This window comes from Micromonospora sp. NBC_00389 (assembly GCF_036059255.1).
In the GTDB taxonomy this organism is placed as follows: domain Bacteria; phylum Actinomycetota; class Actinomycetes; order Mycobacteriales; family Micromonosporaceae; genus Micromonospora.
The window spans coordinates 541,005-561,669 of record NZ_CP107947.1 but is presented as its reverse complement, the minus strand read 5'-3'; the positions used below and the strand labels follow the sequence as shown (position 1 = coordinate 561,669).

24 protein-coding genes are annotated in these 20,665 nt (G+C 72.1%); 14 read left to right on the top strand and 10 right to left on the bottom strand.

Annotated features, from left to right (window positions below; translation table 11 throughout):
- Positions 1 to 63 precede the first annotated feature (63 nt).
- Positions 64 to 780, top strand: a complete 717-nt coding sequence (ung, locus tag OG470_RS02660; protein ID WP_328420396.1) for a uracil-DNA glycosylase — start codon at positions 64 to 66, stop codon at positions 778 to 780.
- Here ung and OG470_RS02655 read toward each other — a convergent pair.
- Positions 763 to 1,467: a helix-turn-helix domain-containing protein gene (locus OG470_RS02655; protein ID WP_328420394.1), complete on the bottom strand. Its 705-nt coding sequence runs from the start codon at positions 1,465 to 1,467 to the stop codon at positions 763 to 765. The two genes, ung and OG470_RS02655, sit on opposite strands and share 18 nt — an antisense overlap.
- Before the next feature lie 186 nt (positions 1,468 to 1,653).
- Positions 1,654 to 2,916 (bottom strand): ISL3 family transposase, encoded by a 1,263-nt coding sequence (locus OG470_RS02650; protein WP_328420392.1) that lies wholly within the window; start codon positions 2,914 to 2,916, stop codon positions 1,654 to 1,656.
- A gap of 299 nt (positions 2,917 to 3,215) precedes the next feature.
- Here OG470_RS02650 and tsaB point away from each other — a divergent pair, with 299 nt between their 5' ends.
- From tsaB to OG470_RS02620, 6 genes are all read left to right on the top strand, one after another.
- Positions 3,216 to 3,893: a tRNA (adenosine(37)-N6)-threonylcarbamoyltransferase complex dimerization subunit type 1 TsaB gene (tsaB, locus tag OG470_RS02645; RefSeq protein WP_328420390.1), complete on the top strand. Its 678-nt coding sequence runs from the start codon at positions 3,216 to 3,218 to the stop codon at positions 3,891 to 3,893.
- 55 nt (positions 3,894 to 3,948) lie between these two features.
- Positions 3,949 to 4,431 (top strand): ribosomal protein S18-alanine N-acetyltransferase, encoded by a 483-nt coding sequence (gene rimI, locus OG470_RS02640; protein WP_328420388.1) that lies wholly within the window; start codon positions 3,949 to 3,951, stop codon positions 4,429 to 4,431.
- Positions 4,424 to 5,470, top strand: coding sequence for a tRNA (adenosine(37)-N6)-threonylcarbamoyltransferase complex transferase subunit TsaD (tsaD, locus tag OG470_RS02635; protein WP_328420386.1), 1,047 nt, complete (start codon positions 4,424 to 4,426; stop codon positions 5,468 to 5,470). The genes rimI and tsaD overlap by 8 nt, the downstream gene beginning before the upstream one ends.
- Before the next feature lie 14 nt (positions 5,471 to 5,484).
- The gene (locus OG470_RS02630) at positions 5,485 to 5,739 is read left to right on the top strand and encodes a hypothetical protein (RefSeq protein ID WP_328426103.1); all 255 of its coding nucleotides are present in this window, start codon (positions 5,485 to 5,487) and stop codon (positions 5,737 to 5,739) included.
- A 93-nt stretch (positions 5,740 to 5,832) separates the two neighbouring features.
- Complete coding sequence (locus OG470_RS02625) at positions 5,833 to 7,533, top strand: ABC transporter ATP-binding protein (RefSeq protein WP_328420384.1); 1,701 nt, start codon at positions 5,833 to 5,835, stop codon at positions 7,531 to 7,533.
- Entirely contained in the window at positions 7,533 to 9,338 is a 1,806-nt protein-coding gene (locus OG470_RS02620) for an ABC transporter ATP-binding protein (RefSeq protein WP_328420382.1), read from the top strand. The genes OG470_RS02625 and OG470_RS02620 overlap by 1 nt, the downstream gene beginning before the upstream one ends.
- A gap of 3 nt (positions 9,339 to 9,341) precedes the next feature.
- On the opposite strand, the gene OG470_RS02615 is transcribed toward OG470_RS02620, so the two are convergent.
- Positions 9,342 to 10,082 carry a DUF4142 domain-containing protein gene (locus tag OG470_RS02615; RefSeq protein WP_328420380.1) on the bottom strand — a complete coding sequence of 247 codons (741 nt, stop codon included), beginning with the start codon at positions 10,080 to 10,082 and terminating at the stop codon, positions 9,342 to 9,344.
- Positions 10,083 to 10,484: 402 nt separating this feature from the next.
- On the opposite strand from OG470_RS02615, the gene OG470_RS02610 reads away from it, so the two are divergent.
- From OG470_RS02610 to OG470_RS02580, 7 genes are all read left to right on the top strand, one after another.
- Positions 10,485 to 11,024 carry a MauE/DoxX family redox-associated membrane protein gene (locus tag OG470_RS02610; protein WP_328420378.1) on the top strand — a complete coding sequence of 180 codons (540 nt, stop codon included), beginning with the start codon at positions 10,485 to 10,487 and terminating at the stop codon, positions 11,022 to 11,024.
- Between the two features lie 10 nt (positions 11,025 to 11,034).
- Positions 11,035 to 11,559, top strand: coding sequence for a hypothetical protein (locus OG470_RS02605; protein ID WP_328420376.1), 525 nt, complete (start codon positions 11,035 to 11,037; stop codon positions 11,557 to 11,559).
- A 115-nt stretch (positions 11,560 to 11,674) separates the two neighbouring features.
- Positions 11,675 to 12,247, top strand: a complete 573-nt coding sequence (locus OG470_RS02600; protein ID WP_328420374.1) for a hypothetical protein — start codon at positions 11,675 to 11,677, stop codon at positions 12,245 to 12,247.
- Positions 12,244 to 12,672: a hypothetical protein gene (locus OG470_RS02595; RefSeq protein WP_328420372.1), complete on the top strand. Its 429-nt coding sequence runs from the start codon at positions 12,244 to 12,246 to the stop codon at positions 12,670 to 12,672. Before OG470_RS02600 ends, OG470_RS02595 begins: the two co-directional genes overlap by 4 nt.
- Positions 12,673 to 12,685: 13 nt before the next feature.
- Positions 12,686 to 13,228, top strand: a complete 543-nt coding sequence (locus OG470_RS02590) for a hypothetical protein (protein WP_328420370.1) — start codon at positions 12,686 to 12,688, stop codon at positions 13,226 to 13,228.
- The gene (locus OG470_RS02585) at positions 13,225 to 13,548 is read left to right on the top strand and encodes a hypothetical protein (protein WP_328420368.1); all 324 of its coding nucleotides are present in this window, start codon (positions 13,225 to 13,227) and stop codon (positions 13,546 to 13,548) included. The genes OG470_RS02590 and OG470_RS02585 overlap by 4 nt, the downstream gene beginning before the upstream one ends.
- Before the next feature lie 73 nt (positions 13,549 to 13,621).
- Positions 13,622 to 13,879, top strand: a complete 258-nt coding sequence (locus OG470_RS02580; protein ID WP_328420366.1) for a hypothetical protein — start codon at positions 13,622 to 13,624, stop codon at positions 13,877 to 13,879.
- A 53-nt stretch (positions 13,880 to 13,932) separates the two neighbouring features.
- On the opposite strand, the gene OG470_RS02575 is transcribed toward OG470_RS02580, so the two are convergent.
- The 7 genes from OG470_RS02575 to OG470_RS02545 all read right to left on the bottom strand — a co-directional run bounded on the left by OG470_RS02575 (position 13,933) and on the right by OG470_RS02545 (position 20,637).
- Positions 13,933 to 14,241: a DUF1707 SHOCT-like domain-containing protein gene (locus tag OG470_RS02575; protein WP_328420364.1), complete on the bottom strand. Its 309-nt coding sequence runs from the start codon at positions 14,239 to 14,241 to the stop codon at positions 13,933 to 13,935.
- A gap of 18 nt (positions 14,242 to 14,259) precedes the next feature.
- Positions 14,260 to 15,441: an ROK family transcriptional regulator gene (locus OG470_RS02570; RefSeq protein ID WP_328420362.1), complete on the bottom strand. Its 1,182-nt coding sequence runs from the start codon at positions 15,439 to 15,441 to the stop codon at positions 14,260 to 14,262.
- Positions 15,442 to 15,467: 26 nt separating this feature from the next.
- Entirely contained in the window at positions 15,468 to 16,727 is a 1,260-nt protein-coding gene (locus OG470_RS02565; protein ID WP_328420360.1) for a sugar ABC transporter permease, read from the bottom strand.
- Positions 16,724 to 17,548, bottom strand: coding sequence for an ATP-binding cassette domain-containing protein (locus tag OG470_RS02560; protein ID WP_328420358.1), 825 nt, complete (start codon positions 17,546 to 17,548; stop codon positions 16,724 to 16,726). Before OG470_RS02560 ends, OG470_RS02565 begins: the two co-directional genes overlap by 4 nt.
- 107 nt (positions 17,549 to 17,655) lie before the next feature.
- Positions 17,656 to 18,753 (bottom strand): sugar ABC transporter substrate-binding protein, encoded by a 1,098-nt coding sequence (locus OG470_RS02555; RefSeq protein ID WP_328420356.1) that lies wholly within the window; start codon positions 18,751 to 18,753, stop codon positions 17,656 to 17,658.
- Between the two features lie 191 nt (positions 18,754 to 18,944).
- Complete coding sequence (gene ybaK, locus OG470_RS02550) at positions 18,945 to 19,424, bottom strand: Cys-tRNA(Pro) deacylase (RefSeq protein WP_328420354.1); 480 nt, start codon at positions 19,422 to 19,424, stop codon at positions 18,945 to 18,947.
- Between the two features lie 10 nt (positions 19,425 to 19,434).
- Entirely contained in the window at positions 19,435 to 20,637 is a 1,203-nt protein-coding gene (locus tag OG470_RS02545; protein ID WP_328420352.1) for a THUMP-like domain-containing protein, read from the bottom strand.
- Positions 20,638 to 20,665: the final 28 nt, after the last annotated feature.

Genomic DNA, 20,665 nt, shown 5'->3' with positions numbered 1-20,665 from the left:
CGGGGCCGTGCGGTGTCGGTGGCGACTGGTAGGAAGATGGCGATCGACTACGAAAGGTTGCCGATGTCCGACGACGGCCCCACCCTGGACCTGCCGGCGCTGCTGCCGCAGGGCTGGCGTACCGCGCTCACCCCGCACCTCGACCCGTCCCGCACCGCGGAGCTGGCCGCGTTCGTCGCGGGGGAATACGCCGCCCGCGCCGTCTTCCCGCCGGTCGAGGACCTCTTCTCGGCCTACCGGCTCTGCGCGCCGGCCGACTGCCGGGTTCTGATCCTCGGGCAGGACCCCTACCACAAGGCGGGGCAGGCGCACGGGCTCAGCTTCAGCGTGCGGGAGGGCGTGACCGTGCCGCCGTCGCTGCGCAACGTCTTCAAGGAGTTGGGCGAGGATCTCGGCGTGCCGAAGCCGCGCGGCGGCAACCTCAGTGGCTGGGCGGCGCAGGGCGTGCTGTTGCTCAACTCCGTCCTCACCGTCCGTGAGGCCACGCCCGGCTCGCACGCCAACCGCGGCTGGGAGGAGTTCACCGACGCCACCATCCGGGCGCTCGACGCGCTGGATTCCCGGGTGGTCTTCCTGCTCTGGGGCGGCTACGCGCGCAAGAAGGCCGCCCTGGTCACCAACCCGCAGCACGTGGTGCTGGAGGCCGGGCACCCCAGCCCGATGAATCCGCGCGGTTTCCTGGGCAGCCGCCCGTTCAGTGCGGCCAACAAGGCGCTCGCCGACGCCGGCCTGCCCACCATCGACTGGGAGCGCACCACCGGTTCAGCGGCCGCTGGCTAGCTGCCGGGCCCGGTAGCGGCGCAGCAGGTCGCCGGCTCGCGGGTCGGTCAGCTCCAGTTGGGCCAGCGGCACCACCCGGTAACCCCGTCCAGCGTGGCGCACCTCGATCGTCTCGGGCAGCTCGTCGCACATCGTCGCCCTGATCTCGCCGTAGCGGGTCGACCAGAGGTGTTCGCCCTGCTCCTCGGGCTCCAACCGCACCCCGCCGAACTCACCCCAACGGGCGTTCCACCGCTGGCCGTAGGCCGCCTCCAGCCAGCGGGTGAGCCGTTCCGAGTCGTGCCAACGCACGGCGATCTCCAGTGCGTCGACGGGCACCGGCGCGCCCTGCAACAGCGCCGCCGTGCCTCCGGTGATCACCTGCGGGAAGTCGGCGAGCCGGTCCAGCGCCCGATCCAGGCCAAGCTCGTCGATGCGCTCGGCAAGCGGTCGGGCGGCCAGTTCGGCGATCCGGGCGTCGAGGTGGGCGTCGAGCGGCTCGACCCCGACGGCCAACTGGACATCCATGGCGGCGAGCAACCGCTCCAACACCAGGATGCTGGGCGCCCGATCGCCGCTTTCGATCCGGGCCACCGCGGCCTGGCTGACACCGGCCAGTTCGGCAAGCTCGCGCTGGCTCAGCTCGCGCAGGTGTCGTTGTCGTCGCACGGTGGCACCGAGGAGGGTGACGAGGCGAGTGGATGACATCCCGGCATGGTGGACCAGGCCGAACTGACGGCGATACCGCTGAGCAAGATTGATGACTCGCCGACATTCCTGCCTGGGGGATCGCCTCGGCGATGACCCGGCTCCGGACGGCGGGCCTCGCCCTGATGACCGTGATACCTGTGAGGCATAAATATGGGTCTTGTGTCGGGTGTGTGGGTGGGGTGGTCATCTTCGGGGTAGTTCGGGTCGGTGGCCGCCGAGGCTGAGCATGGCCAGGGCGATGAGGGCGTCGGGTGAGTGGAATCCGAAGGCCATCCGGGTGATCAGGCGGATCTTGGCGTTGACGGATTCGATGCGGCCGTTGGACAGGCCGTGTTCGATGGACGCGATGATGGCGTCGCGGTGTCGTGTGATGCGTCGTTGCAGGTCGATGAAGATGTCGATGCGGCTGCGGCGGGCCCATCCGATCCACCGGTCGAGGGCTTCGACCGCGGCGGTCGGGCTGGTCTTGGCCAGGGTGAACACCAGTCGTAGGCCTTCCTTCAACGCCCATGCTCGGTGCAGGCGGGGGTGGGTCTTGGCGATCCAGGCGAGTTTGGCCTGCTGGGCGTCGGTGAGGTTCTGCGGGTTTTTCCACAACGCCCAACGGGTGTTCTTCAACATCCGGGCCTCACCAACGGCGACGCCGCGACGACCGGCCCCTCGACCTGCGGCTTCGTTCCAGACCTGACGGCGGACCCGGTCCACGGCGTCGCTGGCCCAGGCGACCACGTGGAACGGGTCAGCGCATCGGACTGCTCGGGGGCACCGGCGCCGGACCACCGTGGTGATCCAATCGGCGCCGTCAGCGGACACATGAGTGATCGCGGCGGCGCGGCCGGGACCGAGCAGGTCGAAGAACGCGTGCAACGTGGCCGCGCTCTTGCCGGGCGCGGCCCAGACCAGCCGACCGCTGTCATGATCGACGACCACCGTCAGATACCGGTGGCCCTTCTTGTAACTGACCTCATCAATACCGATCCGGCGTAACCCGTCATAGCGATCCGTCACGGCACCGGTGTCGGCCCATACCCGGGCCACGATCGCCCCGACCGTGCGCCACCCGATCCGCATCAGCCGCGACACCGCGGACTTCGCCGTATGCACCGCCAACCACGCCACCGTCGCGTCGAACGCCCGCGTATGCCCCGCCCCATGACGAGCCCACGGCACCGCCGCGACCACCACACCATGATCCGGACACGACACCCGCGGCGCGTCGGCCTCAACCACCGCCCGCACCGCACCCAGATCCAACGCCCGCCACCGCCGCCGGGCACCAGCGTCATAGCCGACACACCGCCGCCCGCAATGCGGACACCGCCGCCGCGCACCCCGACACACCCGCACCCGAGCCACCAACAACGACTCAGCCTGATCGAACTCGACACCCTCAACAACCGCCTGCTCGACCCCGAACAGCACAGCCCATACCCTGGCAGAACGCATGCCGTTGCTCCGTCACCAAGTTTTCGCACTTTCGCAGGTCGAAAACTCCAACGGAACAACGGCATGCGCCGTCACCAGCCCCCACCACCACCCACTAACACGACACAAGACCCATAAATATGACTCACAGGTATCACGCTCATCGGCGGATGTGCTGCCGGCCGGGTACGCCGTCGCCGGCCCACGCTGAACCGCGCCCGGCCGCGTCGGTAGTCGGGGCGGTGGTCGGGCCGGGGCGGTGCTGTGTGCGGGGCGGGGCGTGACCGGGGCGGCGGGCGGGGCGGCTAGGCTGGCATACCGTGCTCGTACTCGTGGTGGACAGCTCGACCCCCGCGGTGACCGCGGCGCTGGTGGAGGTCTCGGCGGACGGTGTGGCGTCCCGAGCGCACCGGTGCACGGTCGACGCCCGCGCCCACGGCGAACTGCTCGCGCCTCAGGTTGACGCGGTCCTCGCCGATGTTGACGCGCGCCCGCGCGACCTGGGTGCGATTGTCACCGGGCTCGGCCCGGGGCCGTTCACCGGGCTGCGGGTCGGCCTGGTCACCGCCGCCACCATGGGCCAGGTGCTCGGCATCCCCACGTACGGCGTCTGCTCCCTGGATGGGATCGGCTACCCGGCGGCGGCCGGCGAGCCGGTGCTGGCCGCCAGCGACGCTCGCCGCAAGGAGCTCTACTGGGCCGTCTACGACGGCGCTGGCCAGCGGATCGTCGGACCCGAGGTGTCCGCGCCGGCGGTCGCCGCCGCCCGCGCCCGGGAGCTGGGGGCGACGGTTGCGGTGGGTGATGGTGCCCACCGGTACGCGGACACGCTCGGTCTGCCGGTCCGGGTGGAGCCGCGCTACCCGGACGCCACCGTGCTGGCGCTGCTCGCCGCCGAGCGGATCCGGGCCGGGGCGCCCACCGAGCGGCTCACCCCGCTCTACCTGCGCCGCCCGGACGCCGTGGCGGCGACCAGCCACAAACCGGTCCTCCCGTGAGCGCGAGGAGTGAGCCGGGGTTGCGAGCCCCGCAGTCGCGAACCGAGGGCACACCGTGACGGCGGTGCGGCTGGAGCGGTTCCGCTGGTGGCACATCGACCAGGTGCTGCCGATCGAGGCGGACCTCTTCGGCGCTGAGCAGTGGTCGCCGGCGATGTTCTGGAACGAGCTGGCCAACCGGCACCACTACCGGGTAGCCATTGATGCCGACGGCACGGTGCTCGGCTACGCCGGGCTCGCCGGGGCTCCGCCGGACGAGGTGTGGGTGCAGAACATCGCGGTCCGCCGCGACGCCCAGCGGCGCGGCGTCGGCCGTGCCCTGCTGGAGGAGTTGCTCGCCGAGGCCGCCCGGCGCGGTGTGCGCAGCACCCTGCTGGAGGTCGCCGTGGACAACGCCCCCGCCCAGCGGCTCTACGCGACGTACGGGTTCGAGCCGATCGGGGTGCGGCGCGGCTACTACCAACCGAGCAACACCGACGCGTTGGTCATGCAGCGCGTCGCCGAGCCGACCGGGGACGGACCACACGACCATGGCTGACGAACCGCTGATCCTGGGCATCGAGACCTCCTGCGACGAGACCGGCGTCGGCATCGTGCGGGGGCACACCCTGCTGGCCGACGCGCTCGCCTCCAGCGTCGAGGAGCACGCCCGGTTCGGGGGAGTGGTGCCCGAGGTGGCCAGCCGGGCCCACCTGGAGGCCATCGTGCCGACCATGGACCGGGCACTGCGCGAAGCCGGGGTCACCCTGGCCGACATCGACGCGATCGCGGTCACCTCCGGCCCCGGGCTGGCCGGCGCGCTGCTGGTCGGCGTCGCCGCCGCCAAGGGGTACGCGCTCGCCGCCGAGAAGCCGGTGTACGGCGTCAACCACCTCGCCGCGCACGTCGCGGTGGACACCCTGGAGCACGGCCCGCTGCCCGAACCCGCAATCGCGCTGCTGGTCTCCGGCGGGCACTCGTCTCTCCTGCTGATCGACGACCTGGCCCGGGGCGTCACCCCGCTCGGCGCCACCATCGACGACGCGGCCGGTGAGGCGTTCGACAAGGTCGCCCGGCTGCTCGGGCTGCCGTTTCCGGGCGGCCCGCCCATCGACCGCGAGGCGCGGGCCGGGGACGCCGCCGCGATCGCCTTCCCGCGTGGCCTGACCGCCGCGAAGGATCTCGCCGCGCATCGGTACGACTTCTCGTTCTCGGGGCTGAAGACGGCGGTGGCCCGCTGGGTCGAGGCGCGGCAGCGCGCCGGTGAGTCGGTGCCGGTGCCCGACGTGGCCGCGTCGTTCCAGGAGGCGGTCTGCGACGTGCTGACCACCAAGGCGCTCGCCGCCTGCCGGGCGAACGGGATCGAGACCCTGGTGATCGGTGGGGGAGTGGCGGCCAATTCGCGGCTGCGGGCGATGGCCGAACAGCGGGCCGAGAAGTACGGCATCCGGGTCCGGGTGCCTCGGCCGAAGCTGTGCACCGACAACGGGGCGATGGTGGCCGCGCTCGGTTCGCACCTGGTCGCTGCGGGGGTCGCCCCGAGCCGGCTGGACCTGCCGGCTGATTCGGCGCTGCCGCTCACCACGGTCAGCGTGTGACGGGGGCGAGGGACATGATCGTGCGGATGTGGGAGGCACGCGCGGAGGCGTACGGCGTCGCCGACCTGATCACCTGGGTGTGTGACACCGCCCTGCCCGAGTTGGAGCACGACCCGCTGTACGTGTCCAGCGAGGTCTTCTCCTCCACCGACCACCGGGTGGTGGTCATCTCCAAGTGGCGCAGCAACCCGCGCCCACTGCCCGAGCCGCCCGCGTTGCTGGTGGCCCGCGCCCCGCACTCCTGGGACTTCACCCAGGTCGACCGCTGACCCCGTCGGGCTCGGTGTCAGCCGTGAGCCGCGGCACCTCCGGGCGGTAATTGGTTCGCCGGTCCGCTGCCGGCCGCCTAGCGTCAAGCCGCTATGCGCTTCTCACTGGCCGGCGAACCCGGCGTACCCGATTCCCGGTCGCCGACCCGCTACCTGATCTGGTTGGCCAGCCGGCACAAGCGGCTGTTCACCGGCGGCATCGCACTCGGTGTGGTGTGGATGGTGGCCCAGGCGCTGATGCCGGCCGCCGTCGGTCGTGCTGTCGACGGGCTTGCCCACCGCGACGAGGGCTCTTTGCTCACCTGGGGTCTCGTGCTGTTCGGGCTGGGCGTGCTTCAGGCGGTCGCCGGGATCCTGCGGCATCGTTTCGCGGTGCACAACTGGCTGGCCGGGGCGTTCCGGACGGTGCAGTTGACCGTGGGGGCGGCGAACCGGCTCGGCGCCGCGCTGCCCCGTCGGGTGGCCGCCGGCGAGGTGGTGAGCATCGGCACGGCCGACATCGGCCAGATCGGGAGCGCCATCGACATCACCGCCCGAGGCACCGGATCGCTGGTCGCGATCGTCACCGTCGCGGTGATCCTGTTGAACGCCTCGGTGCCGCTCGGGCTGGTCGTGGTGCTCGGCGTACCGGTGCTGATGGCGGTGGTGGCGCTGCTCATCCGGCCGCTGCACCGCCAGCAGCAGGCGTACCGGGATGCGGAGGGGGCGCTGACCACCCGGGCCGGCGACATCGTCTCCGGGCTGCGGGTGCTGCGGGGTGTCGGCGGCGAGCCGGTGCTCTCCGCCCACTACCGGACCCGGTCGCAGGAGTTGCGTACGCGCGGCCTGCGGGTGGCCCGGGTGGAGTCGCTGTTGGAGGCGGCGCAGGTGCTGCTGCCCGGGGCCTTCCTGGTGCTGGTGACCTGGCTGGGTGCGCGGTTCGCGTTGCAGGGCCAGATCAGCGCCGGGCAACTGGTGGCCTTCTACGGCTACACCGCGTTCCTCGTCAGCCCGCTGCGCAACCTGACCGAGGCGGTCGACAAGCTGACCCGGGGGCACGTGTCGGCCCGCCGGGTGGTCCGGTTGCTGCAGCTCACCCCGGAGCTGGTCGACCCGGCGCGGCCGGTGGCGCTGCCGGACGGGCCGGGTGAGCTGGCCGATCCAGAGTCCGGGGTGGTGCTGCGGCCGGGGCGGTTCACCGCGTTGGCGACCGCCGCCCCCGAGGACGCGGTGGCGATCGTGGACCGGCTCGGCCGGTACACCGATTCGGATGCCACGCTGCACGGCGTACCGCTGCGGGCGCTGGCACTGGCGACGGTGCGCGGGCGGATCCTGGTGGCCGACAACGACGCACATCTGTTCACCGGCCCGCTCCGGGCGGAGCTGGACCCGCACGATCGGGGCGACGACGCGGTGCTCGGCGCGGCGCTGGCCGCAGCGAGCGCGACGGACATCGTCGAGGCGCTGCCGGACGGGCTGGACAGTGCGGTGGCCGAGCGCGGCCGGGAGTTCTCCGGCGGGCAGCGGCAGCGGCTGCGGTTGGCCCGTGCGCTGGTCGCCGACCCGGAGACGCTGCTGCTGGTCGAACCGACCAGCGCGGTCGACGCGCACACCGAGGCCCGGATCGCGCAGCGGCTGGGTCCGGCCCGCGCGGGCCGGACCACCCTGGTCTGCACCACCAGCCCGCTGGTGCTCGGCCGGGCCGACCGGGTGATCTTCGTGGAGGACGGCAAGGTGGTGGCCGAGGGGACACACGCCGAGCTGCTGGACGGCGAGCCGCGCTACCGGGCGACGGTCAGCCGGGAGGAGGACTGATGGCCACCGCACTGCCGGTCGCCGACGCGCGGCAGGTCCGCCGGTACGCGCGGACGCTGGTCCGCCGGCACCCGCGCGCGCTGGCCCTCGCGCTCGGCCTGCACGCGCTGGCCGCCGCCGCCGGGCTGGTCGCCCCACGGCTGCTCGGCGACCTGGTGCAGGGCATCTCCCAGGGTGTCGTGCAGTCCACCGTGGACCGGATCGCGCTGCTGATCGCCGGGTTCGTGCTGGCTCAGTCGGTGCTGGTCCGGTTCGCCCACCTGGCGTCGTCCCGGCTCGGTGAGCGCGTCCTCGCCGAGCTGCGCGAGGAGTTCGTGGACCGGATCCTCGACCTGCCGCTGGCCACAGTCGAACGAGCCGGCACCGGGGATCTGCTCACCCGGACGTCCCGGGACGTCTCCGCGCTGTCCCGTACCGTGCGCCTGGCGGTGCCCGAAACGTTGATCGCGGTGGTCACCTCCGGCTTCATCGTCGGCGCGCTGCTGCTGATCGGTCCGCTGCTCGCGTTGCCCTGCCTGCTGGCGGTGCCGCTGCTCTTGGCCGGCACCCGCTGGTACCTGCGCCGCGCCCCCGCCGGCTACCTGCGGGAGAACGCCGCCTACTCGGACATCACCGACGGGATCAGCGAGACCGTCGAGGGTTCGCGGACCACCGAGGCACTGCGGCAGCAGGCGCGCCGCCGGGCCCGCACCGACGCGGACATCCGCCGGTCGTACGGGGCCGAGCGGTACACCCTCTACCTGCGGACCGTCTTCTTCCCGGTGGCCGAGATCGGGTACGTGGTGCCGGTGGTCGCCACGCTGCTGATCGGCGGCTGGTTCTACCTGCGGGGCTGGGCCAGCCTCGGTCAGGTCACCGCTGCCACTCTCTACGTGCAGCAGTTGGTGGACCCGGTCGACCGGCTGCTCTCCTGGTTGGACGAGCTCCAGGTGGGCGGCGCCTCGATGGCCCGCCTGCTCGGGGTGGTCCGCACCGGTGAGACTCCCACTGCCGCGCCGGCCGACGGCGGCGCGCCGGCTCGGACCGCGTCCTCCGACGCCGGCCCGGAGCAGCTCGTCGCCCGGGACGTCCGGTACGCGTACCGGACGGGACGGGACGTCCTGCACGGCGTGACCCTGGTGCCGCGGCCGGGGGAGAAGCTGGCCATGGTCGGGCCGTCCGGCGCCGGCAAGTCCACCCTGGGTCGGCTGCTGGCCGGGGTGCACGCCCCGCGCAGCGGCTCGGTGACCGTGGCCGGTCGTCGGCTGGACGAGCTGCCGTTGGACGAGCTGCGTTCGCACGTCGCGCTGGTCACCCAGGAGCACCACGTCTTCATCGGGCCGCTGCGCGAGAACGTGGCCATGGTCCGTCCGGGCGCCGACCCGGCGCAGGTGCGGGCGGCGCTCGCCGCGGTGGCCGCCCTGGAGTGGGCCGAGGCGCTGCCCGACGGGCTGGACACCGTGGTCGGTGCCGGTGGCCACCCGCTCTCCCCGGCGCAGGCGCAGCAGGTGGCGCTGGCCCGGCTGGTGCTGGCTGACCCGCACACCCTGGTGCTGGACGAGGCGACCTCACTGATCGACCCGCGCGCGGCCCGGGAGCTGGAACGCTCCCTGGCCGCCGTGCTGGCCGGCCGTACCGTGATCGCCATCGCGCACCGGCTCTTCTCGGCGCACGACGCCGACCGGGTGGCGGTGGTGGAGGACGGCCGGATCACCGAGCTGGGCCCGCACGAGGAGCTGGTGGCGGCCGGCGGTTCGTACGCCGCGCTGTGGCGCTCCTGGCACCAGCCCGGCACCGATCCGGCCGCCGGCCCAGCCCGCGACTAGTGGTCAGGTGCGGCGCAGCATCCGGTAGGTGGCGATCCCGCCGGTGCCCAGCGCGGCGAGGAAGACCAGCCAGACGACGGTGCTGCTGACGCCGACCTGTGGGCCGGTGTTCGCCGCGGCGGCGGCGAGCAGGCCGTCGTTGCCGGGGGCGGGCAGCGCCGCCGGTGGCAGCTCGGGCCAGCGGACCAGCCCGGTGCTCTCCAGCATCTGCATGTGGTGCATCACGAACCCGTTGGCGTCGTCGCAGAGCTTGCGGACGGTGGCGTCCCGGGTGCTGGCCCGTACCGCGCCGATCACCGGGAAGATCTTGCCGTGAGCCACTCGGAGCCGGGTGACGAAGATCTGGTCGAACCGGGCGCCGGAGGCCTTCTGCATCTCCGACAGCCAGCCCTTCTGCTCGGCGGTCGGCTCGCTCGGGATGGTCGCGCCCAGCTTGTTGGCGGCGTTCACGACGAGCTGGTCGAGTTCCTGGTGCTCGTTGGCGATGCCCGCGCCGATCTCCCGGACCTTGGCCGACTGCCCCTTCTCGGCGGCCATCTGACCGGCCGGCATCTCCCACAGTCCGGCCAGCCGTACGCCGTTGAGCAGGGTCATGTCGGCGGCGTTGAGCTGCTGCCCGCCGGCGGGCGCGGCGACGGCCACGCCGGGCAGGACACCGACCCCCGCGACGATGGCGATGAGCAACATCGCCGCCCGGTGGGTCCGGTTGCCCAGCCGGCGACGGGCGGATCTGAGCGGTGCCATGTCTGCGGTGCCTCCTCGGTCCCGACCGATACGCGTCTGGACCGGGCAGCCGCACCCCTGCCGGCTGCCCGTCCGTCCACTGGTACGGACTGACCGCCCGATTAGTTCATCGGACGGCCCGGCTCGGCGGGTGTGGTGTGGGAGCCGCCGGGCGACCCGGTTGTGGTTGTCGTCGAAGGCGCGCGGCGCGACATCCACGCCGGATGGGATGGGCGGCCAGAGGAATCGACCACAGCAAATAAGCCTTCCCGTGAACCTTGACGCTCATCGATGCGCACCGTAAGAATTGGGTCTCGCAGAGCGACGATCGATCGGCGAATGTGAATCCCTCAGGGGGAAGGCCGGTCAACACGGGGGTGGCGCGGTGTCGATGACCTATGCCCGGACACGGGTGAGCGGAGCATGACCGGATCCGCCCTCGCTGTGGGCCTGATCATCTGCGGAACCACCGCCGTCTTCGTCTCCGCCGGGCTCGGCAAGCTGGCGGCTCCCGAAGCGAGCCGGGCAGCGGTAGCGGCGCTGCTCCGGCTGCCCGAGCCCAGCGCGCAGCGAGCGGTACGCCTGCTGGCCGTGGTGGAGACGCTCACCGGCATCGCCCTCATCGTTCCCGACCTGCGCACCGCCGGAGCGGCGGTCGCCGGCGTGCTCGGCCTGCTCTTCGCCGGAGCCGGGCTGGTCGGCCGGGCACGCGGCCTCGCCACGCCGTGCGGTTGCTTCGGGCAACGCGACAGTCGCCCGCTGGGCCTCCGGTCGGTGCTCGTCGGGCTCGCTCTCGGTGCCGGGGCGCTCGTCGTGCTCCGCGGCGGCGCGGACGCCGTCCCCCGCCCCGACCTGCTCCCGATCGGCGTCGCCGGCCTGATGGTGCTGCTCGCCGTCTGGATCTGGCGGGACATGGTTCGTGAGCTGGTCCGCCCCCGGCCGACGGCCGCCACACACGACTGAGGAGTGCGCCATGACGTACGTGTTCGGGATCGCCCTTCTGGTCCTCGCCGGGGGCGTGGTGGTCCTCTTCGCGATGCTCGGTCAGCTCGCCGACCGCGCGGGCGTCACCCCGACCCAGGGCAGCGGTATCCGACTGCTGGAGGAGGCCCACGTCGGCCGGGTGCCGGCCGCCTGGCCCGCCGGTCTGGCCGGATTCGGCGACGGGCCGCTACGGATCGTCCTGGTGCTCAGCACGGCCTGCTCCAGTTGCCGTACGGTGGCCGGCCAACTCGCCGACCATGCCGACGTGGCGGACATCGCCGTAGCCGTCTCCACCGCGGATGCCGCCGCCGGAGCGGAGTTCGTCGCCACGAACGGGCTGGCCAGGCTGCCGCACCACGTCGACGAGGGCGGTGACTGGGTTGCCGGCGAGTTCGGCATCGCGGTCAGCCCGGCCGCCCTCGTGTTCCGGGACGGGATGCTGATCTCCGCCCTGGCGTTCACCGACTTCACCATGCTGCGGTCGACGGTCTCGCCGACCCGCCAGCGCGTGTAGGACCAACCCTCCGTCGCACCCGCCGCCAACCGGGAAGGAGTCCGCCATGGTCCTCTGGGTCGTCCTCGGCATAACCGGAGCCATGCTGCAGGCCCTCAGCCCTTGAGGCGTGTCCATGGCCGGGGTCGCCGGTCCCATGTTGCGGCGGAACGCGTTCGAGGGCGTCCGGTTCCTCGTCGGCCTCGCGGTCGGCGGGCTGATCGCCGGTGTGATCCTCGCGGTTCCGGTGTATTTCGCGGGCTCCCTGCTCCAGCAGGCGCTGCCCGAGTGGCTACGGCTGGTGCTGTTGGCGGCAGTCGCCGGGTGGCTGGGCGTGTCCGATGTGCGCGACCGTACCCCGCACATCTGGCGGCAGGTCCCGCAGCGGCTGGTCCGCACCCTGCCGGGCGGGACGCTCGGCGTGGTCTGGGGCATTGACCTGGGACTGCTCTTCACCACACAGAAGACGGTGTCGCTGATCTGGCTCTCGCTCGCTGCCGTCCTGCTGGTGGACGCCGGGTCGGCGCCGTTGGTGCTCTTCTGCGTCGTCCTCGTCGCCAGCCTGCTGGTGTCGCTGTGGAGCCTCACCAGGTATGCCGACCTACCGGAGAAGAGGAGTCGGAAATGGGTGGTCCGGGCACGGCGCGTCTCAGGCGTGACGATCCTGGCCGTCGCGCTGTCCCTCGTCGCGACGGTCGTCCAGACATGACCCCGGTACTGGAGCCGGACCCCGCCAAGGGGCAGGTCGTGGTGACCCGGTTCAACTGCGGCAGCCGGCCCAAGGTGCTGCTGATCCTGGTGCTGCACCTACGCCTGAAACGGCACGTCCGACGGGCCGCCAAGGGATACCTCGGCATCAAGGTGCTGGTCGACTGGCGGCAGCGGGTGGTGCTCAGCATCTCGCTCTGGCAGGACCTGGACAGCGTCTACTCGATGGGCGGCATCCCACGACACGTGGGCGCGTCGCGGGCCCCCGGCCGGTTCGGCATCACCACCACCTGCGGCGTCTTCTGCTACGCCGGCGAATGGACGCGGGTCATGTTCGGCGGATCCACCCGGGCCACCTCGCCGCTGCATCCGCCGGCCCCGGCTCCCGAGCCCGAGCCACGACCGGCCGACACCTCGACCGCATGAAGGAAGGGCCTCGATGAACTACCTGACCATCATCGTGATGCTGCTCGTGGCGGGTGCCGTCGTGCTGCTGTTCGCCATGGCCGGCGAGATGTACGCCCGGACCGGCGGACTGGAGGGCTCGCCCGAGTCAACCCCCGGCGGCACCGGGGTACGACCGCTTGAAGGCGCCCGGTTCGGCTCCCGGCCGGGCACGTGGCCGGAGCCGTTCGCCCGGTTCGGCACCGGCGGGCCGTACCTGCTCCTGGTGCTCAGCACGAGTTGTGCGAGCTGCGAGGACGTCGCGGCGCAGCTCGCTGATCAACCCGACACCGGCGATGTCGGTGTCGTCGTCACCTCTGCCACGTTCGGCGACGCGGTCGAGTTCGTCCAGCGTCATGGCCTCGCCCGGTTGCCGTACCTCATCGACGAGGGCGCGGCCTGGGTCTCCACCGAGTTCGGCGTCAAGATCAGCCCGTCCGCCGCGGTCGTCAAGGACGGACGGCTGGTTTCCGCATTGTTGTTCACCGATGTCGCGGCAGTCCGTGCCGCGGTGCAGGCAACGAAGGAGGCGGTATGAGCAACGACGAACACGAGGCCCCCCGGTCTCGTGGAGGCGGGACCCGGCGTGGGTTCCTCGCCAAGTTGGGCGCGATCGGCCTGGTCACCTCGGGCGCGGTGTTCGCCCGATCCACGCCGGCGATGGCGGCCAACTACCAGTGCTGCAACCTGGTCTTCCCGCCGCCCAGCAGCAAGTTCATCAGTTTCAGTTCGTGCCGGGCGGCCACGAACTACACCTGGTCGTGTACGACCTCCGGCGGCTTCCTCTGGTGCCAGTGCTGCGAGAAGAAGTCCGGCGGCGTGACCGTCGCTTCGGCCGCGTCCTGCCAGTACGGCTGATCGTCCGCGCTCGACAGAGCCAGCAACGTCCGAGATTCCAGCACCGCCACTGAGACCAGAGAGGGGTCGTGCAGTGAAACTTCCCATCGACCGGGGCCTCGTCGTTGTGGACGAGGAGGCCGACGGCACCCGGACCGTCAAGGTCTGTGCCGACATCAGGAACGGCCAGGCCGTCGACGTCTTCGCCGAGCACAACGGCGCCGACCGGGTGAAGATCCACGACGGGGTGGACCTCACCCGGCGTGGTCGGCGTAGCTTCTCCACCCAGATCCTCGAAGTGTTCGACGAGGAGGGTGTGGTCAACATCAAGCGGGTCAGCTCCCACAGCTGACCGGCGGGCTGTCGGGTGGGGCGCGACCGAGCCCCACCCGGCGGTGGCCCGGGTCAGCGGGTGACGGCGAGGAACCCGCCGAGCAGCAGCAGGGTCAGCGCGGCGACGGCGAAGAGCACCAGCAGCTCTCGACGGCCTTGCCCGGCGTGGTCGCCGTCGGCCGTCGCGTTGGCGGACGGGTCGGGCAGGACCGGCAGGTCGCGGGTGAGCGCGGCCAGGTCACCGAGGGTGCGTGCGGTCCACACCGCACCGACCCGGTCGGAGAACTCGTCCAGGGTGAGCCGGCCCGCCGTGGTGTGCCGGTGCAGCTCGGCGACCACCCGGTTGCGGTCGTCGTCGGAGGCGCGCAGCTCGACATCCACGCCGGACAGGGTACGCGCTCAGCCGGCGTCGAGCGGGTCCGCGAGCAGCCGCTCGAACGCCAGCTCGGCCGCACCGATCAGGGCCGCGTCCTGACCCAGCTTGGGCGTCCGCAGGCGGACGTGCTCCAGGCAGGCACCGAGCGCGTTGGAGTTCAGCCGGCTGCGTACCTGGGCCGCCGAGGCGAGGTACAGGTCGCGGATGGTGCCACCGAAGATGACCATCTCCGGGTTGAAGATGTTCACCAGGTTGGCCACGCCGAAGCCGAGCCAGTCACCCGCCTGGCGGACCGCCGTCTGGGCGCGGGCGTCGCCCCGGCCGGCGGCGTCGAAGAGCGCCAGCAGCGCGTCCCGGCCGCGGGCGTCCGGCCGGCTGGCGGCACGGAACAGGCCGTACTCACCGATCACGGTCTGCCAGCAGCCCCGGGAGCCGCACTCGCAGGGCTCGCCCTCGCGGACCACCTTCATGTGGCCGACCTCGCCGCCGTACCCGCCGTGCCCGGTCAACCGGCGCCCGCCGGCGATGATCCCGGCTCCCACCCCGACGTCGCCGTACAGGTAGATGACGTCGTCGCAGCCGGCTGCCACTCCCCGGGCGTGCTCGGCGACGGCGGCCACGTCGGCCACGTTGCCCACGGTGATCGGCTGGTCCAGGCCCAGCTCCGCGCTGAGCGCCGCGCCGATCGGCTCGTCCACCCAACCGCTGGTCGGCGCGAGCAGCGCCAGGCCGTCGTCGCGGCGCACCATCCCGCAGACGGCGACGCCGGTGCCGACGCACATCGCGCCGGCTGGCACCGCCTGCTGCATCTCCTTGGCCGCCCCGGCCAGCAGCGGCGCGGCCTCCGCGGCCAGCAACCCCCGGGGCCGGTCCAGCTCCCGGCGGTCCAGCACCGCGCCACCGAGACCGACCCGGGCGGCCCGCAGCCGGTCCACCTCAATGGAGTACGCGTACGCGTAGACCCGGACCGACTCGGGCCGGACCTCCAGGGACGGTCGGCCGGCACGCCTGGTCTGCTTCGGCGTCGCCTCGGTGACCAGCCCGGCACCGGCCAGGTCGGCGGTCAACGCGCCGATGGTGCTGCGGTTCAACCCCAGCGTGGTGGTCAGCTCGGCGCGGGTGGTCGCCCCATGGACGTGCACGTGGCGCAGCAGGGCACCGAGATTCTGCCGGCGGATCTCGTCCTGACTCGGCCCGGTGCGCATGGTCGACGACACCGCGATGCCCGCCGTCAGCGGGTGCCGGTCGTGGCCGAGCGGCGACGGGAGAAGGCGTCGACGCTGGCGGCGAGCAGCAGCACCACGCCGGTGACCACGTACTTGACCCCCGCGCTGTACCCCATCAGGCCCATCCCGTTGTCGATGACCGCGACCACCGCCCCACCGAGCACGGCGTCGAGGATGCGGCCCTTGCCGCCGAAGAGGCTGGTGCCGCCGATCACCGCCGCGCCGACGGCATAGAGCAGTACGTTACTGCCCCCGGTGTTCGGATCGACGGAGTTGGCCCGGCTGGCCGCGACGATGCCGCCGACCGCAGCCATCGACGAGCAGATCACGAAGACCGAGATGCGGATGCGGTCGACGTCGATGCCGGCACGGCGGGCCGCCTCCTTGTTGCCGCCGACCGCGTAGACGTGCCGGCCGTAGCTGGTGCGTTGCAGCACAAAGGTCAGCAGTACGAGCAGCGCCGCCATGATCGGCACCACCACCGGTACGCCTCGCAGCGAGACGGCCGGCACGTTGCGGCTGCGCTCCAGGTTGAGGATGAACACCGCCACGCCCAGCAGGAGTGCGAGCCCGGCGATGCGCGCGACGACCACCGCGAACGGGTCGGTGACGAGCCCGCGAGCGGCCCGGTTGCGGTGCCGCAGCAGTTGCGCCGCCGCGAAGCCGGTGATCGCCACGGCGGCCAGCAGCCAACCGGCGGCCGGGCTGAGGGTGCGGTTGGCGATGGCGAGCAGCACGTCGTCGCGGACCGAGATGTTCCGGCCCTCCTTCATCAGCATCAGCACGATGCCCTGGAAGGCGAGGAAGCCGGCGAGGGTGACCACGAAGGACGGAATGCCGATCTTCGTGACCAGGAAACCGAGGGTGGTGCCGATGAGCACCCCGGTGACGATCGCGGCGAGCACCGCGACCCACCACGGGTAGCCGAGCACGGAGGCCACGTTGGCCAGTACTGCGGCGCATACGCCGCTGGCGAAGCCGGCGGAGAGGTCGATCTCACCGAGCAGCAGGACGAAGACCAGGCCCATGGCGATCAGCGTGACCGCCGCGCCCTGCGTGAACAGGTTGGCGAAGTTGCCGGCCGACAGGAACGACGGCCGCATGATCGAGAAGACCGTGCCGAGGACGACCAGCCCCAGGACGGCCGGTAGGCCACCGACGTCACCACCGCGGACCCTGCTCAGGTAGGTGCGCAGGTGACTGCCGATGGTCGGCACCTCGGGCACGGCCGGGGAGTCATCCCGGCGTACGGCGGTGGTGGTCATCGGACGCCTCCTGTGCTCACATCGGCCGGCCACAGGCCGTTGTCGGTGCCGCCCGGGGCCGGGTCGGCGGCGAGCCCGAAGCCGCCCGAGCGGCCGGAGGTGATCAGCTCGACCACCTGGGCGTGGGTGATCTCGGTGGTCCTCACCTGGGCGACCATCTGGCCGAGGTACAGCGCGGCGATCCGGTCGGAGATGGCGAAGACGTCGTTCATGTTGTGCGAGATGAGCACCACGGCGAGGCCGTTGTCGGCCAGCCGGCGGACCAGTTCGAGGACCTGGGCGGTCTGCGCCACGCCGAGGGCGGCGGTCGGCTCGTCGAGGATGACCAGCCGGTTGTTCCACAGCACCGCCTTGGCGATGGCCACGGTCTGGCGTTGCCCGCCGGAGAGGCTGGAGACGTGCTGGCGCAGCGACGTGACGCTGCGGACGGAGAGCCCGGCGAGCGTCTCGGCGGCCATCTGCTCCATGGTCGCCTCGTCCAGCACGATGCCGTTGCGTTTCTCCCGGCCGAGGAACATGTTCTGCACGATGTCGAGGTTCTCGCAGAGCGCGAGGTCCTGGTAGACGATCTCGATGCCGAGGGCGGCGGCGTCCCGGGGGCTGCTGATGGTCACCGGCTCGCCGTTGAAGAGGAACTCGCCGGCATCGGTGGGGTGGATACCGCTGATGCACTTGACCAGGGTCGACTTGCCGGCGCCGTTGTCGCCGACCAGCGCGGTCACCTCACCCGGATGGGCCGAGAAGGCCACGTCGCGCAGCACCTGGACGGGACCGAAGCTCTTGTCGATCCCACGGAGTTCCAGCAGGGGTCTCCCGGACACGGGGGGTCTCCTTCGGATGGAGGGGATGCTCTGGGACGCGCCCGGCGGGCACCGTCCGGCGCGGAGGTCTGCTGCCGTGCCGGTCGGCGGAGTCGCCTGGACGCCGATCAGCGGACGCCGGCTTCGGCGCAGAGTTTGGCGTATCCACCGGAGCAGACCTCGTCCCGGGTGACGAAGTCGTCCGCGATGACGTCCGCGATGTCCTCCCGGTAGACGGCCCGGGGGGTCAGCAGGACCGCGGGGACGGCCCGGCCGGTCTCCGGGTCGCGGACCGTCTGCCCGGTGTCCTTGGTCCTGCCCCGGGCCACCGCGACGGCGAGGTCGGACGCGGCCTCGGCCTCCTCCTTGATTGCTTTGTAGACCGTCATGCACTGGTCGCCGGCGAGGACGTTCTGCAGGCCCTGTGGGTCAGCGTCCTGGCCGGTGACCGGCACCCTGCCGTTGAGCTTGTTCTTCTTCAGCACAGAGATGACAGCGTTGGCGACGCCGTCGTTGGCGGCGATCACCCCGTCGATGCGGCCGTCGGCCTGGGTCAGTTGCTGCTCGAAGATCGTGGCGGCCTGGGCGTTGTCCCAGTCCGGCACCGCGTCCATCGGTCCCTGGGTGTACTCGCCCGCGTCGAACTTCGGCTGGAGCACCGAGTTGTAGCCGCTCTTCAACTGACTGGCGTTGTTGTCGGTCGGTGCACCGTTCAGATAGGACACGGCCGGCTTCCGCACGCCCTTGTCGGCCAGGCACTTCACCAGGCCCTCACCCTGGAGTTTGCCGACCGCCTCGTTGTCGAAGCTGACGTAGTAGAGCGCCGAGCCGCCCACGGTGAGCCGGTCGTAGTCGATGGTGGCGACCCCCTGTGACCTCGCCTTGTCGAGTACGGCCTTGCCGGTGCCGGAGTCCAGGTTCACGATCATCAGGGTGGTGACGCCGTTGGTGATCATCTGTTCGGCGATGGTCTGGAACTGACTCTTGTCACCCTGGGCGTTCTGGATGTCGTACTTGACCCCCGCGCGCTGGAACGCCTCCTCCAGGAACCTGCGGTCGGCGCCCTCCCAGCGCGCCGAGGACTTGCTGTCCGGCAGGATCACGCCGATCTTCGGGGTCTTGGCGGAGCCAGCCTGGTCGACTCCGCCGAACGTGTCGCCACAGGCCGCCGTGCCGCCGGTGGCCAGCAGGCCCGCGGTGGCGAAGGTGAGGAGCCCCTTACGCATGTGCAGGGTCCTTTCCGGGGGTGGGGAGTGTGGTGTTTGTTGTGCCCGGCAACGTATGGCGCTGTCGCCGCGTCCACAAGACTGCCGGGGCGGGGACTTCGTTCGTCGGGGTAACAGTTCGGCAACGCGGCCGTCACCCGGTGATCATCTGGCGCGGACGTGGGCGCTGTCGGCCTCCCTGGACCGAGCGGTCAGTGGGCCTGGAGCGGAGCGGTCCGGGCTTCGGTCAGCGCCACCAGATCCGCGGCGGCCAACTCAAGCTCAAGACCACGCCGGCCAGCGGAGACGTAGATCGTCGGCAGGTCCAGCGCGGAGTCGTCCAGCACGGTGGGCAGCCGTCGGCGCTGCCCGAGCGGGCTGATTCCGCCCCGTACGTAGCCGGTGGCCCGCTCGGCGACCGTCCGGTCGGCCAGCGCGGCCCGCTTGCCGCCGACCGCTGCGGCGAGCGCCTTGAGGTCCAGCTCGCCGGTGACCGGGACGACCGCCACGGTGAGCGCGCCGTCGACGTCGGTCACAAGGGACTTGAACACGCGCTCCGGCGGTACGCCGAGAGCCGCCGCGACCAGCGCGCCGTAGTTCGGCGCGTCCGGCGCCACCCGGTACGGGTGCGTGCGGTGCGCGATGCCGCGCTTGGTCAGCAGTGCTGTCGCCGGAGTGCCCTGTCCCGCCACACTCTGGAACCTAGTCGACCGGGCGGCAGATCAGCACGGTCGGTGCCCCGGCGACCCGGGTGAGCACCAGACTCGCCGCCGTGTCACCGGCCAGCCGCAGGTCCCGCCGGAGCTGCTCCGGAGTGAGCGCGGAACCCCGCTTGAGGATCTCCACCCGGCCCACCCGGCGGTCGCGCAGCAGCGTCCGCAGCCGCTTCAGCGAGAACGGCAGCACATCGGTGATCTCCAGGCAGCGCGCGTACGGGGTGCGGGTCGGGCGGTCGGCGTAGAGGTAGGCGATGCTCGGGTCGCCGAGGGTGGCGTCCAGTTCGCCGGCCAGCTCGGCGACGAGGTGCGCGCGGACCACCGCCGGATCCGGGTCGTACAGGTAGCGGCGTGGCGGCCCGACCGGCGCCTCGGCGGCACCCGAGCCGGTGAGCTGGTGGCAGCGGACCCCGTCACCGGCCGCCTCCTGCCGGTACAGGGTGGCGCGGCGGGTCACCTCGGCCAGCTCACCGCACCAGAGCGCCGCCTCGACCAGATCGCCGTCCACGCTGACCCACTCCGCCTCCGCGCCGGTCGGGATGAGCGCGTGGTCCAACCCCGGCGCGACCTTCACCACGGTGCGCGGCACCCGCTCGGCCAGCCCGGTGACGAAGTCCCACGGCGGCGAGTAGGCGCGCGGGTCGAAGATCCGTCGCCCGGTGCCCGCGCGGCGTCGGGCCGGGTCGCAGAAGACGCCGTCGACGCCGGAGACGTCGAAGGTGGTGGCGTCGCCGCACTCGACCGTGAACAGCTCGGCCAGCCCCGCAGCGGCGGCGTTGGCGGCGGCCATGGCGGCGGTCACCGGGTCGGCCTCCACCCCGTACACCCGGATGTCGGCGCGGGCGGCGGCGAGCGCGTCGGCACCGAGCCCGCACCCGAGGTCGGCCAGGGTGCGCACGCCGGCCGCGCGCAGCCGGGCGGCGCGGCGGTCGGCGACCACCCGGCGGGTGGCCTGCTCCAGCCCGGCGCGGGTGAGGAACATCCCGGCGGCGGCCGGGCCGAACTTGCCGACCGCCCGGTGGCGCAGCTCGGCCTGGGTCAGTGCCGCCGAGGCCAGTGCCGGCGGCACGCCGGTCGCGCGCAGGGCCGACGCCGCGGCCAGCGGGTCACCGCCGGCCAGCACGGCCGCCGCCGCGAGCGCGGCCGACCCCTCGGGGGTACGCAGCGCCGCGAGCTGGTCGAGATCCACCCGGTCATTGTCCCGGGCCGGCCGGGCT

What these genes read in the sequence shown, in the direction of transcription:
- ung (WP_328420396.1), top strand. Translation starts at nt 64, where the DNA reads ATGTCCGACGACGGCCCCACCCTGGACCTGCCGGCGCTGCTGCCGCAG.
- OG470_RS02655 (WP_328420394.1), bottom strand. Translation starts at nt 1,467, where the DNA reads ATGTCATCCACTCGCCTCGTCACCCTCCTCGGTGCCACCGTGCGACGA.
- OG470_RS02650 (WP_328420392.1), bottom strand. Translation starts at nt 2,916, where the DNA reads ATGCGTTCTGCCAGGGTATGGGCTGTGCTGTTCGGGGTCGAGCAGGCG.
- tsaD (WP_328420386.1), top strand. Translation starts at nt 4,424, where the DNA reads ATGGCTGACGAACCGCTGATCCTGGGCATCGAGACCTCCTGCGACGAG.
- OG470_RS02630 (WP_328426103.1), top strand. Translation starts at nt 5,485, where the DNA reads ATGATCGTGCGGATGTGGGAGGCACGCGCGGAGGCGTACGGCGTCGCC.
- OG470_RS02625 (WP_328420384.1), top strand. Translation starts at nt 5,833, where the DNA reads ATGCGCTTCTCACTGGCCGGCGAACCCGGCGTACCCGATTCCCGGTCG.
- OG470_RS02620 (WP_328420382.1), top strand. Translation starts at nt 7,533, where the DNA reads ATGGCCACCGCACTGCCGGTCGCCGACGCGCGGCAGGTCCGCCGGTAC.
- OG470_RS02615 (WP_328420380.1), bottom strand. Translation starts at nt 10,082, where the DNA reads ATGGCACCGCTCAGATCCGCCCGTCGCCGGCTGGGCAACCGGACCCAC.
- OG470_RS02610 (WP_328420378.1), top strand. Translation starts at nt 10,485, where the DNA reads ATGACCGGATCCGCCCTCGCTGTGGGCCTGATCATCTGCGGAACCACC.
- OG470_RS02605 (WP_328420376.1), top strand. Translation starts at nt 11,035, where the DNA reads ATGACGTACGTGTTCGGGATCGCCCTTCTGGTCCTCGCCGGGGGCGTG.
- OG470_RS02600 (WP_328420374.1), top strand. Translation starts at nt 11,675, where the DNA reads ATGGCCGGGGTCGCCGGTCCCATGTTGCGGCGGAACGCGTTCGAGGGC.
- OG470_RS02595 (WP_328420372.1), top strand. Translation starts at nt 12,244, where the DNA reads ATGACCCCGGTACTGGAGCCGGACCCCGCCAAGGGGCAGGTCGTGGTG.
- OG470_RS02590 (WP_328420370.1), top strand. Translation starts at nt 12,686, where the DNA reads ATGAACTACCTGACCATCATCGTGATGCTGCTCGTGGCGGGTGCCGTC.
- OG470_RS02585 (WP_328420368.1), top strand. Translation starts at nt 13,225, where the DNA reads ATGAGCAACGACGAACACGAGGCCCCCCGGTCTCGTGGAGGCGGGACC.
- OG470_RS02570 (WP_328420362.1), bottom strand. Translation starts at nt 15,441, where the DNA reads ATGCGCACCGGGCCGAGTCAGGACGAGATCCGCCGGCAGAATCTCGGT.
- OG470_RS02565 (WP_328420360.1), bottom strand. Translation starts at nt 16,727, where the DNA reads ATGACCACCACCGCCGTACGCCGGGATGACTCCCCGGCCGTGCCCGAG.
- OG470_RS02555 (WP_328420356.1), bottom strand. Translation starts at nt 18,753, where the DNA reads ATGCGTAAGGGGCTCCTCACCTTCGCCACCGCGGGCCTGCTGGCCACC.